We start from the raw sequence: 13,543 nt of genomic DNA, 5'->3' as shown, positions 1-13,543 counted from the left end.
AAAGGAATTCTCACCCAGCCGAAGCTAGACGAGGATAATTTGGCATTTGACAAGTGCACGCTGTTGAGTTCTCAAGGATCGGATGCTCCCACGACCCAGCCATCACAGCCAGGCCCGAAGGGCAACTTCTCTATCTTACCGATCTCGTTTCCGTTGTCAAGTCCGAGTTTTTCTCGGCCTGACCGTGGGAACGGATCAGCACCTTCATCCTGTTCACTCAGTGAGTGTCTGGGATTCGGGAGGTGTTAGCTGCTTGACGGGAGCCGGTCCGAGGACCTCCGCTCAACCGTTTGGGGCGAACAAGTAATAAGTTACGCGGATCCCGGGGATCGGGCAAATCTAGGCCGACCGCCGGGCGTGTCGCACTGCCGTGGCGGCTCGCGCCGATCGCAGGGACTCCTGGTCCCGCCGGCATGAGCGGCGGCTCACGCTAGGCGGTCAGCACCTGGGGCTTCGTCTCGTCGTACCGATACTTGGCATCCGAGGTGATCTCAGTAAGGGATCCACGGGTATCGCGGTACCACCACGCCCCCGCCGTGTCACAGAACGTGAACTCCGCGTAAGGCGCGAGCTTCCTGGCGGGCCCTTTCGCCCAGGTGTGCCAACGCTCAAGTCCTCTGTCCGTCAGCTTGACCACCAGCGGATCCCGCCCACTCGGCGGGACGACGCGCACCTTCGCCGCGTAGGCGCACGCACCGCCGAGCTGAATTCCGAGCGTCACCTCATAGACGGGAGCCGACGCGAGGTTCTGAACCCTCAACTCGATGTAGCTCTCGCCGTCAACGCCCTCTTTCACCACGGTCCATGCGGAGACCATCTCGGCCTGTTGGCGCTTGAGGTTCTCCGACACTCGCTTCTCGCGGCGTCGTTCCAGCTGGTACGCACCCCAGGCGAAGTAGCCGGCGAGGGCTGCGGCGAAGGCGGCGAGCGCAGTTGTGATCGCCACGATCGTGTCTGGATTCCAACCCCACTGCATTGATGGCCCTCCTCTTACGTCATCAGCAACGCTTCGAGGCTAGCGATCGTAGGGCGGCATCCCGTGAGCGAAGCGATATCTCGCATCCCTCCCGCCAGGGTTGCTCGCCCGGCGCCGGTCACCTGACCGCTCGCAGACAGGAGTCGCGAGCCCCGTGATCGATGTCCGTGTCACGGTCATGCGACGCGACCGCGCATAAGGTGTGCATGACCAACAGGTACTCGCGGCTCGCTCGTCTCCACTCAATCGCTCAGAGCTTCGAGCGCGCCATCGATGCGTACGTCGCCCTGTCCGCACTTGCCGTCGCCCCAGACATCCTGAACCTGATCGAGGCCGCAGTCACGGTGGGCTTGCTCTGCCTCGAACCACTCCTCGAGAGACTGCTCGAGCGACGCGCTCGGCGGCTCGCGCTCAGGGATGAAAGGCCTGGACGACGACACCGACGTCGTGGAACCCGTCGTACATGACCGATGCTTCTATCCCGACTCCAACGAGCATGCTGGAGAACGGGGCCTCGCCGCGAGACGTCGGCGCGGCCCCACGACCGGGCTCGAAGCGGAGGCGACCCGTCAGCTCGACGCGCGGGTACCCACGCTCGGTGAGCGCTGCGACATAGTCGGCTCCGAGACGAGCCGGGAGCAAGACGACGGCATGCGAGACGCGGCCGGCATCGACTTCGCGCAGGAGCCGACGGACGAAGAGGTGCGCCTTGTCCCACGGCGGGTTCATCCACAACCTTGACGGGGAGCACCCGTTGCTCGCGACGACATCAACCGTTCTCCGACCAGGCGGATTCGCCCACGAGTCGACGGACAGAGCGTCATCCTCCGCCGTGAGATGCCATCGGGCGGGGATGCTTCGCCCTGGCTCAGCTGCCACGTCTCCGTCGATACCACCCAACGCTCGTTGGACGCGTTCGATGAGCCAGATGGGAGTCAGCCACTCGTCGGTGGCCGACGTGCGTGCTGCGCTCAACCGCTCTGCAGTATCGCGCTTCTGGTCGCCACGCGATTGACGGGTCGCCTCAGCCACCGTGAGCGTGCCGTCGAGAACAGCACGTGTGAGGTCAGCATCATCGACGAACGCGCGCGCGGCACGCACCAGGCGGACGCTCACTCCCGCCGCGCTTGCTGCTTGCTCTTGCGTCATTGAAAGATGGGCACGCGTGCCTCTTTCGCCGCGGTGCCGGGTAGCAAGAGCAGCGGCCACAACCGCCCGTTGGCTGGGCGTGAGATGCCGCCGAGTGATGTTGGTAGCGAGGATGAACGCTCGCGCAGCAGTCTCGTCACCCTCGAGACGTTCGACAACCAGCGGAATGCCCAGCCGTTCGCACGCGCGAGCCCGATGACGGCCGTCGATGAGGTACTCGACACCGTCGTCCGCTACCCACGAGGTCGCTGGGACCTGCTGGCCACTCTCGGCGATGCTGCGGGCGAGAGCCTCAAACTCCTCCGCCGAGATCTCGGGGAGAAGGAGTGCGAGCCGGTGCAAGGGGAGCGGGGTAACCGAGGCGGGCACGACACCACGCTATCGACTCCGACCCTCGCCGGCCCGACTACGGAAGAGGAGGCCATAGTTCGGCTGTCGACTCCAGCGCCGCGAGGGTCGCTGCCCTGTCCATGATGTGCGCCACGCACTTCTCGATGAGCACGAGGAGGATGCACACCGAGGCGTTGAGGAGCGTCTCATGCCCAGGCGTGAGAAGAGCTGCCTCCACAGCGCTGGCGATGTCGTAGAACTTGGCGACTCGGTCGAGGATGGAGGGGCCCTCCAGGACCCAGAGGCATGCAACGCTCCGACTCCAGGAGCGGAGCTTGGAGTTGACGGGGACGGTGTTGGACGGAGCGAGGGTCTGCGCGATGCGCTTAAGGAGTGGCACCTCCTCTCTATGCGCGGCGCCTCTCGCCGCGATGACCACACCGTCAGAAGGGTGCTCCAGGCGCACACCGCGAACTGCGCCGCCCGAACACGCGAACGGCCGACGACGAACGAGTGGCTCGCTGCTTGCCCCGAGCCCGTCCCGACGCGGTAGGGCTCAGTGCTTCGATGTCCGCATCATGGGCCATGATCTTGAAGAGGCCCACAGGCGGGTCGCACACGAAGGGGCATCACGCATGGACGACGTAGATCTCTCCGAGATCGAGCTGGTGACCGATGGTGATGGACTGGCACTGATCGGGCCAGCGTCCAGCGTGGAGCAGTTCTTGACCTCCCACTGTCTCAAGTCACGCGACCTCGAACTCCCGCGTCTCGGCACCGCGTTCGGGGGAGGTGCCGCCGCCCTCAAGGCAGGGTCCGAGATCTCAGCCAACTCGGGGCGTTGGATGAAGCTGACCGAGGAATCGTGGGCCGCCGCGCAAAAGCTGCCCAAAGTGACGAACTCATCGAGCGGGAACCTCCAGGCGACCCTTCGGGCTCCCGGTGGGCAGTTTGCCAAGAACCTGCAGTTTCTGAAGACACCGGGATCGATGCTCACGAATCCCGCCATGCTGGCGGGCGTGGCGGGGATCATGGCTCAAGTCGCCATGCAGCAGGCCATGGACGAGATCACCGACTACCTCGCCGTCATCGATGAGAAGGTCGACGATGTGCTTCGCGCGCAGAAAGACGCGGTCCTCGCCGACATGATCGGCGTCGACATGATGCTCGAAGAAGCACTGACCATCCGCAAGGAAGTCGGCGGCGTTTCTGACGTGACCTGGTCGAAGGTGCAGGGGTCGGCGATGACGATCGCGCGCACCCAGGCGTATGCCTTGCGCCAGATCGACGCGCTCGCGGAGAAGCTCGAGAGCCAATCCGTCAACGAACTCGCCGATCTGTCGAAGAGCGTCGACCGTCAAGTGCAGGATTGGCTCGCCGTGCTCGCACACTGTTTCTACCTGCAGGAGGCGACAGGGGTCATCGAACTCGACCGCGTCCTCCAGGCATCCCCGGAAGAACTCGACCGTCACCGAATCGCGCTCCGCACAGCTCGCACGAACCGCGGCGAGCTGATCACGAGAACCACGCGACAGCTCATCGACCGGATGGACGCAGCAGCGTCGCTGGCGAACTCGAAAGTGCTCTTCAACCCGATCGAGTCGCCGGCTATCGTCCGGTCGAGGAACACGGTCAATGAATCCGTGGGAACCTTCCACGGTCATCTCGGCATCAGCTCTGCCGCAGACGCGCTGGAGTCGCGACGATGGTCAGCGGCGGTCGCCGATACGCGCGATGACCTGCTCAGAGCCGGCGGAGAAGGTGTGGACGCCGCGCTCCGCATCGGCGCTGAAAGCGTTGAGGCTGCTGCACGGGTTGGCGCTGAGAGCGTGGACAAGGCGAAGGAGATCGCTGGATCGTTCGCCGACTTCGCCGGACGCACGTTCCGCCGCCGCGCACCGAAGGGCCACACCGGCGAGTGATCTCCGCGGCTCAGTGCCGTTCGTGCAGATCACGTCGTCGTGTCAATCATCGTTGTACCTGGCCGACATGGCGCATGACCACGCGCCCAGCCCAGTTGCTCTTGCATCCGCTGATCGGATTCTTCGGCCGCCTGTTCGAACTCCGAATGGGTGGGCCGGGCTACAGGTCATCCTCGCTACCGCCGAATCGAGGACGCCCCCTCCAGAGCACCCCCTCAGCAGCCCCACGGCTCCGCCTACGCCGGATGTCTGCCTCGTTCTCGAGGCGCCTCGCTCCTGGATGTCGACGCGGGCATCCGAAGGACATTTCGCGCATCGCACCTGTAGGCGAAAGTGGAGTGCTGAGTATCTTTTGGCCAGATCTCGCGCCCAATATTTTGATATAGCAGGATCCTGCCTAACGTCAATGGCGCAAACTCACGGCAGAACTCGACCCACGCGCGGGAAAGGCTCGGAATAGACGTTCGTCTGTCCGCCGAATGACCGACATAGCGGGGACGTTAGCCTGACCATGCCCCCGAGCAGGGGGCTCGGCCCAGGGAATATAAATCGGCTCGTCAGCGCTTTCGTCGCTTTTTCGCGATGATGATCACGCTGAGAACGGCCAGAAATACGAGCGTAAGCCAGAAGATTTCCACGGTTCGACTGTACCTAACATAAGGAACTGCATGATGAAAAGATCATTGAAAATCGCCGTAAGTGCGATCGTGACGGTGAGTCTTTCGATTGGCGTCGGCTCTGTTGCCGCTGCTGACGAGGTCCCCCCGGGCACGATCGAGGAACTTATCGATGCGGCTCCCGACGCCGACCAAGCGCGCAAGGCCCCTGAGGTCTCGGCGGACTCCACCGTTTCGCTCCCAACCGGATCGGCTGAGGCGATTACGTTCGCCCACGAAGACGGGGCATCGCTTTCTGTCGGTCTCCCGAGCAACGCTGATTTCGTCGTGGATACCAGCGCTGAGCTCGGGGACAAGACTGTCGTGACTACGCAGTACATGAACGCCGGCGACGCATCGCGCCCGGCCGACCTCCCCTCGGCCCGAGCCGTCCTGGTGATTCCTAACGCTGACGCTCCTTCTAGCTACGACTTTGACATCCGGGTGCCCGAAGGTACCGAGGCTGAGTACCGAACGGACGGCGGCATCACGCTGGTTCGTCCTGCGGCCACGCAGCAGGGCGAACCGCAGGCCACCGCAGTGATCGCCGACATCAACGCTCCCTGGGCGGTCGATGCCAACGGCGTCAAGATCCCGACCTCGTACAGCTTCGACGGCCAGACGCTTACCCAGACCATCGATCTCAGCGCGGTCACCGCCTTCCCCGTAGTTGCCGACCCGAAGGTCGACTGGATGGGCTACTTCGTCCGGCTCACGTACTCCAAGGCGGAGACTCGTAACATGCGCGACCAGGGCATCATCATCGGCGCGATCGTAGGAGCCGGCGCAACAATCTCCGTTGCGGCCGGTCCGGCCGCACCCGCCATCATTGCCGCGGTCTATGCTGCCAGCACCGTCGCGGTCGGGGTCATCGCAGCCACCGCATCCAACGCCGTAGGAGACGGAAAATGTCTGCAACTCGATATCCCGTCGATGTATCCATCGATTGTGAAGTGCAAGAGCTGAACAGCGGCACCTTCGGATACTGAAGAGTGAGACTTTGGTGATGGCCGCGATCCTTGTGACAGGTACCGCCATCGCCTCCCGGTCGACGTAGGAGTCTGGGTCACCCGGCATACGACGCCCACCTTCAGACGCATCGTGGGACCGAGGCGAATCGCGCTCGGTCCCAAGATGCGTCTCCGTCAGTGACGTTGGCGATCTCGGCGCCACGCTCGGTGTGCTCGTGCGCGCTAGGCGCGGGTACTGTCACGCGCAGCGCCTCTGGTCGCCGGGGCCGCGCTACCCGGGGCACTGCCACGGTTCGACGGATGACGAGCGACACCTCCGCGTGCCTGTGAAGAGTGTGTCGAGTTCACTGCCGGGTGATCGACATGAGCACCTTGTGAAGCAGACGCAGTAGGAGATGGGCGAGAAAGGTCGAGAGCCCCCAGCGTTCCTCCCGGGGCTCTCGACTCACATCAGCGCTTCACAGGCACGTTAGCGAGCACATCTGCAGCCTGCGCCTCACTGAGGACCCAGGGCTGGTACTTGGCCCGCTTCGGATTCTTGGCCCGAAGGTAGTCGCGCACCACCTTCCCGGGGCGAGACTCTTCTGTGTATCCCAGCAATCGCGCCAATTGCTTGGGCGTGTAGGTCTCACCAGTGCGCAGTCGGATGCCGGCCGTCATCGCGCCGCTCGGCGATCCGTCACTGCGCAAGCGATAGCCAGGATCAACTCCGGCCGCCTCTGCGAATGCGTGAACATCAAAGTTCGGATCGTGATCGCTCAACGCTTGAGCCACTACCCACATCACGTTTACGCGAACGGTGTCGGCCTCATCGGATGTTAGTTGCACCGATTGGGTGCGATCTAATTCGCGGTTGTGGCGTGCACCGTCAGCTCGCGAATGCGCATCAGACCAATCCTGCGCTGCGATCTCGTCCGCGAGAGCTTGGGCGATCGTACTGAGCTTTCTCATTCCGTACTCTTCTCACTTGTGTGGCTGCCTATCAGCCACGGTGTTCTCGCCGTTCGGCGAGAAATCTGACCATACACGTGACAAGAGACACATGGGTGCGAGGGCTCTCATGGTGGGCCCTCACGCCGGAGCAGCCTCGCCGCGCGGTGCCACCTGGCGGCCACTAGGCTTTTGACCATATTGGCTGAGCAACACCAAGCGGAGGCAGCAATGAGTGCGAGTGGTACGCGAACATGCTCGTGGTGCGGTGAACCGGGACACGACAAGCGCTCTTGCGATATCTCGCCAAACGCAGGCAAATGCAGCGTCTGCGGCTACCACGGCCACGACAAGCGGAACTGTCCGCGTAAGTAGTCCAAGCCTGGTGCGCACCGAGCCCTGAGGGCTGGTGTGCATGACAGTGAACCTGCGGTGGCCACAGGGTTGTGAGCGCACCACGACCCTGAGGAGAATGATGGACAAGGACGTCAAGCGTGCGGAGCGCGCCCGCGCTGCGCTGAAGATCCTGCAGGAGCAAGCGGCGGACGGTTCTTACCTGCCGGTCTCAGCCATCTGGGCGGAGTGCCTTGACCGCGTTCCCCTCACGCCTTACGAGTCAGAACTCAAGTCGCACAATCGTCCACGAGGCGAGATCGACTGGCGGTGGTCGAGCGCCGACCTCGTCGCTGCGGGGTGGCTCCGCAAAAACCCCTCCGGAATCGGCGAGTGGGCGATTACTGCGGAAGGTGTCGACGCGCTAAACGCGCACCCGGGAGACTCGCTTCTTCTCGAGGCACAGCGCCGATACTCACTCGGACGTGCGCGACTTCGGGACGAGATCGACCAAGCGCTTCCTGAGCGCTGGGTCAGCAATGACAGCGCTCAGCGAAAGCTCCTTGCGGCCGCCGATGTAATCGTTCAGGAGGGACTCCGCAAAGGCATGTCTGCTTTCGCTCCGGGGCGTGAGGTGTGGAGCAGCGAGAACATCCGCGAAGTACGCGCCCTCTGGATCTCGGCGGAAGCGACCGAGGGGCAGGGCTTCACGGGAAACCTCGCGATCCAGTTCGCAGACGCCACGGATGATCAGCGCCTCCTGATGGCCGAGGTCATCACGCTTCAGGTGCTGCCGATCGGCTGGATCATCGGCCACGCCAAGAAGCGCGAACGGGTCGAATCGATGCTGAAGGCGATGCGGCATCCGGTCGAGATCCCGCAGGTCTTCGACGAGGCGTTCAGCGGTGGTGCTTTCAACCCCGGCCAGGGGATGCAATCACACGTCAACAAGGCGATCACCGTCATCCTCGATGTCCTCCTGGCGTGGACCGAGCTCACAGATGAGGCGCAGGTCGCTGCGCTGGAGGATCCTGTGAAGTGGCGCGATCTCGTGTTGGGCTCCGACACGGCGTTCCCGACCCAGCGGTATGCGTTGCTGTACTTGGTGCACCCGGGCTTCTTCGGTCCGATCGTCTCGACGGATCATCGTCAGCTCATCCGAGAAGCCTTCATCGGCGAGATCGGCGGAGAGTTCTCCGACGACGCTGACTCAGACCTGCAGCGCATCCAGATCGCCCTACAGCTCAAGGCGGGCAAACCGGTGACCGTATACGACGAGCCGCTCCGCAGCCGTTGGCATCCAGATGCGCAGAAGGATGAGAGCACGCTTCTGCGTGACGATGAGGAGGTCGACGATGCCCTGAGCGTGCATCCACGCGGTTTCCTCCCCGCCGAGGTCGACCTCACAGAGCTCGCCGGCGCGACTCACCTGCACGAAGCCTGGCTCGGAAAGGTGACGAGCGCCCTGCACCGTCGCGGTCAGGTGATCCTCTACGGCCCTCCCGGAACAGGCAAGACCTATGTCGCTCGCGCGCTGGCCGATCGGCTCGGCAAGCCCGGCAGCGTCGTGAAGCGCATCCAGTTCCACCCGTCGTACACCTACGAGGACTTCTTCGCCGGCTATCGGCCGGTGACAGATTCCGCAGGACAGCTGTCGTTCTCCCTCGCGCGGGGACCCCTGCGCGAGATCGCCGACGAGGCTCGCAAGAACCCGGATGTTCCACACGTGCTGATGATCGACGAGATCAATCGCGCGAACCTCAGCAAGGTGTTCGGCGAGTTGTACTACCTGCTCGAGTATCGCGACGATGCGATCGACGTGCTCTATGCCGGGTCGGGCGACGATGGCGGGAAGTCGTTCAGCCTGCCCGCGAATGTGCTGATCATCGGAACCATGAACACCGCCGACCGCTCGATCGCGCTGCTCGACTCGGCGATGCGCCGCCGATTCTCGTTCTTCGAACTCCACCCTGACGTCGCTCCGGTGAAGGGCATCCTCGGCCGGTGGTCGGAGCAGCATCCGCAGACGCTGCCGGTCGCCGCGCTGTTCGAGCTCTTGAACGAGAGCATCCGCGATCGCGAGGACCGCATCGGCCCGAGCCACCTGCTCCGGACCGACGACTTGGGCGAGGACGACCTGCGCGCCGTGTGGGAGGAGAGCATCCTGCCTCTGCTCGAAGAGCGGCACATCGGCACGGGCGTCGACGTGCATGTGAAGTATGGGCTGGATGCTCTGCTCACAATCGTCACCACGGACACGGACGCAACGACCGAGACATGAACTCGGTCATGATCGAGGCCCGTGTCGAGGACATCGCCGAGAAGGGCGAGTCCTTGGTCGCGCTCACCGCGTCGCAAGCTGCGCGTCTGCAAGACCTGAGGTTCTGCCGGGTCTCACCGACGGTGGATTCGGGCATCTGGCGGGTCACAGACGTGACGCGCGTCGGTGTGGTCGCGATTGATGACGTGCGTCTGATCGTGCGGCCGAAGACGCCGCTGCGAAGTCTCATCTTCATGGCCTCCTACTCAGGCTTGCAGGCCGAGGTGGATGATGCGTCGTTTGCCTTCGAGGCCGATCAGGATCTCCCAGCCGCGCTGGCATCCGCACTGATTCGGGCAGTCGGGGAGGCGACGGGCAGAGGACTGCTCAAGGGATACGTCTCTGTCGAGGAGACGGGCACAGTGATCCGCGGTCGCTGGGACATCGCGCGGCAGCTCAAGGTGCGGCCGGGTATCCCCGTGCCGGTGGAGCTGACCTACGACGACTACACCGAGGATGTTCCGGAGAACAGGATCCTCAAGGCTGCGCTGCGCGCTCTTGTGCGACTGGAGCAGCTTCCGCGACGGGTGGTCGACAAGCTCGGTCCGCTCCTGGGGCTGTTCTCCGAGGTGTCGGATCTGCGTGCGACGGGGCCTATCGTGTTGCCCGCGGAGTCCCGGCTGAACGCGCACTATCAACCGGCGCTCCGGCTCGCCCGGTGGGTTCTCGAGGCGACGTCGTGGGCGCACACCGAAGGGGCGAGCTCGGGGCCTGCCTTCTTGGTCAACGTGGCGAAGGTGTACGAGGACTTCGTCGGGCGGGTTCTTCAGGCGACGCTGCATCCGGAGGGATTCGATGTCGATCTGCAGGTGTCGGATTGGCGGTTGGACACCGAGGGAAAAATCCGGATGCGTCCGGACATCGTGATCTCGCGGCACGGGCGAGTGATCGCGGTCGCGGATACGAAGTACAAGGTGTGGGGCGAGAGCGGCGGGTCGCCGCCCAACGCGGATGTGTATCAGGCGCTCGCGTATGCCGTGACGGCAGGGGTGCGTCAAGTGAACCTGCTGTACGTGTCGGGGGACGTGGAGCCGCGGCGGTATGAGATCGCGGAGACGGGGACGACGGTCGTGGCGCATGCGGTGGATGTGGGTGGGGGGCCGGGAGAGTTGGTGGCGCGAGTCAAGAAACTCAGCGCGACGTTGGTCCCCGCTATGGCGCTCCCGTCCGATGTCCGCATCGACCGATAGCTTGGTTGTGAGCGTGACTATACGGATCGCGCCACCTGCGCAGGAGATGAACACCATGGCACCGACCACCAAAGAGGGCCAGCGTGCCGAGCTTCACAAGACGATCTGGCGGATCGCGAATGATCTGCGTGGATCTGTCGACGGCTGGGACTTTAAGTCCTACGTGCTCGGCATGCTCTTCTACCGATTCATCTCCGAGAACCTGACCGCGTACCTCAATGAGGGCGAGCGCGAGGCGGGCGACGCCGAGTTTGACTACACCCAGCTCCCGGACGCTGCAGCCGAGTTCGGTCGCGCAGAGACGGTGGCCGAGAAAGGCTTCTACATCGTCCCGTCGGAGCTCTTCGCGAACGTCCGCGCTCGTGCGGCGTCGGATGAGAACCTCAACGAAACTCTGGAGCGGGTCTTCAAGAACATCGAGGGTTCGGCTCTCGGCACGGATAGCGAAGACGACGTCAAGGGGCTTTTCGACGACCTCGACGTTAACAGCAACAAGCTCGGCGCGACGGTACCCAAGCGAAACAAGACCCTGGTCAAACTGCTGGATGCCATCGGGGACCTCCCGCTCGGAGATCTTCAGGACAACTCGATCGACCTGTTCGGCGACGCCTACGAGTACCTCATGCAGATGTACGCAGCCAACGCCGGGAAGTCGGGCGGCGAGTACTACACGCCGCAGGAAGTCTCTGAACTGCTGGCGCGCATCACCGTGCTCGGAAAGACTTCGGTAAACAAGGTCTACGACCCGGCTGCCGGTTCCGGCTCCCTGCTGCTGAAGTTCGCGAAGGTGCTCGGCAAGGAGAACGTCCGCGACGGCTTCTACGGTCAGGAGATCAACCTGACGACGTACAACCTCGCGCGCATCAACATGTTCCTGCATGACATCAACTACGCGGATTTCAACCTCGCGCACGGCGACACCCTTATCGACCCGGCCCATTGGGATGACGAGCCGTTCGAGGCGATCGTGTCCAATCCGCCGTACTCGATCAGGTGGGACGGCGACGCGAATCCGCTTCTCATCAACGACGGGCGCTTCGCGCCGGCCGGTGTGCTCGCACCGAAGTCGAAAGCCGACCTCGCCTTCACGATGCACATCCTCAGCTGGCTCGCCGTGAACGGCACCGCGGCGATCGTTGAGTTCCCGGGCGTGCTGTACCGAGGAGGCGCGGAGCAGAAGATCCGTCAGTACCTCATCGATAACAATTACGTCGATGCCGTCATTCAGCTGCCCCCGGACCTTTTCTTCGGCACGACCATCGCCACCTGCATCATCGTGCTCAAGAAGTCCAAGAAGACCAATGACGTGCTCTTCATTGACGGTTCGAGAGAGTTCAAGCGTCTCGGCAACAAGAACAAGCTACTCCCGGACAATCAGCAAAACATCCTCCACGCCTACGAGTTCCGCCAGAACGAAGACTACTTCGCAAAGCTGGTGAGCAACGGGCACATCGCGGTCAACAACTACAACATCGCCGTCTCCACTTATGTCGCGACGGAGGACACGCGCGACGTCGTGGACATCACCGAGCTGAACGCCGAGATCGCGCGGATCGTCGCACGCCAGACCAAGCTCCGCTCGGCGATCGACGTGATCGTGGCGGACTTGGAAGGATCGAGATGAACCGCATCGATGACCTATTGCGCGAGCTGTGTGCGAACGGTGTGGATCACGTCGAACTGGGTTCGGTCGTGCGGATCCGCAATGGGAGCGACTATAAGGCTCTGGGCGTCGGCTCGGTTCCTGTATACGGTTCTGGTGGCGTGATGACGACTGTTGACACCGCCGTGCACGACGGGCCTTCAGTTCTTATTCCGCGCAAGGGATCGCTTGGAAATCTCTTCTATATCAATGAACCGTTCTGGACGGTTGACACGATCTTCTACACCGAGATCGACGAGGTGCGGCTCGTGCCCAAGTTCTTCTACTACGTCATGTCTACGCAGCGGCTCGCCGAGAAGAACCAGGCTGGCGGAGTCCCGAGTATGACGCAGTCATACCTGAACCGCTTACGAATCCCCGTTCCACCTCTCGAAGTGCAGCGCGAGATCGTGGAAATATTGGATAAATTCGCCGAGCTGGAAGCGGAGCTGGAAGCGGAGCTAAAAGCTCGGCGCGTGCAATACACCTACTATCGGCGGGCGATGCTCGATCAGCCGAATGTGCCCAGAGTGAGTCTCGCCGACCTCGGTTCCTGGTTTGGCGGCATGACACCTTCGAAGCAGAACTCAGCGTACTGGGAGGGCGGGGACGTCCCATGGCTTGCCTCCATGGACGTCAGTGACGAGTCAACGAACAAGATTCGGGGGCGCGTCACTGCGCGTGCAATACAGGAAACCTCGCTCAAGGTGGTACCGGCCCCGTCGATCCCGGTGGTAATGCGTTCGAACATCTTGCGGCGCACATTGCCTGTCGGCTTCGTCGAAGTCGATACGACGGTCAATCAAGACGTCCGCGCACTCGTAGTCGGCGATGGCGTAGACGCCCGCTATGCCTACCAAGTCCTCCGGGCGGACAGCGAACGTATACGAGAGCAGTGCGTCCGTACGGACGGGTCGATGGCGGCGGTCTCCTCCAAGTCATTCTTTGCTTGGCAAGTTCCGCTTCCCGACCTGGCGGAGCAGCGGAGAATCGCCGCAGCTCTCGATGAATTCGATACGCTCGTCAACGATGTCAGCATCGGCCTCCCCGCCGAGCTCGTCGCCCGCCGGAAGCAGTACGAGCACTACCGCGACAAACTGTTGGCATTCAGGAAGCGCGATTAG

The 13,543-nt window shown here is 63.0% G+C and carries 10 protein-coding genes and 1 pseudogene; 6 read left to right on the top strand and 5 right to left on the bottom strand.

The window, feature by feature from the left end:
* Nucleotides 1-430: 430 nt before the first annotated feature.
* From ACIQLD_RS13370 to ACIQLD_RS13355, 4 genes and pseudogenes are all read right to left on the bottom strand, one after another.
* The gene (locus ACIQLD_RS13370) at nt 431-946 is read right to left on the bottom strand and encodes a hypothetical protein (protein WP_402608463.1); all 516 of its coding nucleotides are present in this window, start codon (nt 944-946) and stop codon (nt 431-433) included.
* Nucleotides 947-1,387: 441 nt separating this feature from the next.
* The gene (locus tag ACIQLD_RS13365) at nt 1,388-1,705 is read right to left on the bottom strand and encodes a hypothetical protein (protein WP_402608557.1); all 318 of its coding nucleotides are present in this window, start codon (nt 1,703-1,705) and stop codon (nt 1,388-1,390) included.
* A gap of 549 nt (nt 1,706-2,254) precedes the next feature.
* A pseudogene (locus ACIQLD_RS13360) lies at nt 2,255-2,494 on the bottom strand (ParB N-terminal domain-containing protein); the annotation flags it as partial.
* Nucleotides 2,495-2,531: 37 nt separating this feature from the next.
* The gene (locus ACIQLD_RS13355; RefSeq protein ID WP_402608462.1) at nt 2,532-2,855 is read right to left on the bottom strand and encodes a hypothetical protein; all 324 of its coding nucleotides are present in this window, start codon (nt 2,853-2,855) and stop codon (nt 2,532-2,534) included.
* A gap of 235 nt (nt 2,856-3,090) precedes the next feature.
* On the opposite strand from ACIQLD_RS13355, the gene ACIQLD_RS13350 reads away from it, so the two are divergent.
* Together ACIQLD_RS13350 and ACIQLD_RS13345 are read left to right on the top strand one after the other, a co-directional pair.
* Entirely contained in the window at nt 3,091-4,377 is a 1,287-nt protein-coding gene (locus ACIQLD_RS13350; RefSeq protein WP_402608461.1) for a hypothetical protein, read from the top strand.
* 668 nt (nt 4,378-5,045) lie between these two features.
* Nucleotides 5,046-5,999 (top strand): hypothetical protein, encoded by a 954-nt coding sequence (locus tag ACIQLD_RS13345; protein ID WP_402608460.1) that lies wholly within the window; start codon nt 5,046-5,048, stop codon nt 5,997-5,999.
* 455 nt (nt 6,000-6,454) lie between these two features.
* Here the strand turns inward: ACIQLD_RS13345 and ACIQLD_RS13340 are convergent, their stop codons facing one another.
* On the bottom strand, nt 6,455-6,955 hold the full coding sequence (locus ACIQLD_RS13340; RefSeq protein WP_402608459.1) for a hypothetical protein: 501 nt from the start codon (nt 6,953-6,955) through the stop codon (nt 6,455-6,457).
* A 451-nt stretch (nt 6,956-7,406) separates the two neighbouring features.
* Here ACIQLD_RS13340 and ACIQLD_RS13335 point away from each other — a divergent pair, with 451 nt between their 5' ends.
* Genes ACIQLD_RS13335 through ACIQLD_RS13320 form a run of 4 tightly spaced genes read left to right on the top strand, consistent with a single transcriptional unit; the run spans nt 7,407 to nt 13,543 of the window.
* Entirely contained in the window at nt 7,407-9,548 is a 2,142-nt protein-coding gene (locus ACIQLD_RS13335) for an AAA family ATPase (protein WP_402608458.1), read from the top strand.
* Nucleotides 9,545-10,777, top strand: a complete 1,233-nt coding sequence (locus ACIQLD_RS13330) for an McrC family protein (protein WP_402608457.1) — start codon at nt 9,545-9,547, stop codon at nt 10,775-10,777. The genes ACIQLD_RS13335 and ACIQLD_RS13330 overlap by 4 nt, the downstream gene beginning before the upstream one ends.
* Nucleotides 10,778-10,832: 55 nt before the next feature.
* A complete protein-coding gene (locus ACIQLD_RS13325; protein ID WP_402608553.1) occupies nt 10,833-12,401 on the top strand; it encodes a type I restriction-modification system subunit M in 1,569 nt (522 codons plus the stop codon).
* The gene (locus ACIQLD_RS13320; protein ID WP_402608456.1) at nt 12,398-13,543 is read left to right on the top strand and encodes a restriction endonuclease subunit S; all 1,146 of its coding nucleotides are present in this window, start codon (nt 12,398-12,400) and stop codon (nt 13,541-13,543) included. Before ACIQLD_RS13325 ends, ACIQLD_RS13320 begins: the two co-directional genes overlap by 4 nt.

Source organism: Microbacterium sp. NPDC091662 (genome assembly GCF_044756705.1).
Taxonomy (GTDB): Bacteria; Actinomycetota; Actinomycetes; order Actinomycetales; family Microbacteriaceae; genus Microbacterium.
Note: the sequence above shows the minus strand (reverse complement) of the source record. Positions and strands in the feature narration are given on the sequence as shown.

What these genes read in the sequence shown, in the direction of transcription:
- ACIQLD_RS13330 (WP_402608457.1), top strand. Translation starts at nt 9,545, where the DNA reads ATGAACTCGGTCATGATCGAGGCCCGTGTCGAGGACATCGCCGAGAAG.
- ACIQLD_RS13345 (WP_402608460.1), top strand. Translation starts at nt 5,046, where the DNA reads ATGATGAAAAGATCATTGAAAATCGCCGTAAGTGCGATCGTGACGGTG.
- ACIQLD_RS13335 (WP_402608458.1), top strand. Translation starts at nt 7,407, where the DNA reads ATGATGGACAAGGACGTCAAGCGTGCGGAGCGCGCCCGCGCTGCGCTG.
- ACIQLD_RS13325 (WP_402608553.1), top strand. Translation starts at nt 10,833, where the DNA reads ATGGCACCGACCACCAAAGAGGGCCAGCGTGCCGAGCTTCACAAGACG.
- ACIQLD_RS13365 (WP_402608557.1), bottom strand. Translation starts at nt 1,705, where the DNA reads ATGAACCCGCCGTGGGACAAGGCGCACCTCTTCGTCCGTCGGCTCCTG.
- ACIQLD_RS13340 (WP_402608459.1), bottom strand. Translation starts at nt 6,955, where the DNA reads ATGAGAAAGCTCAGTACGATCGCCCAAGCTCTCGCGGACGAGATCGCA.
- ACIQLD_RS13320 (WP_402608456.1), top strand. Translation starts at nt 12,398, where the DNA reads ATGAACCGCATCGATGACCTATTGCGCGAGCTGTGTGCGAACGGTGTG.
- ACIQLD_RS13350 (WP_402608461.1), top strand. Translation starts at nt 3,091, where the DNA reads ATGGACGACGTAGATCTCTCCGAGATCGAGCTGGTGACCGATGGTGAT.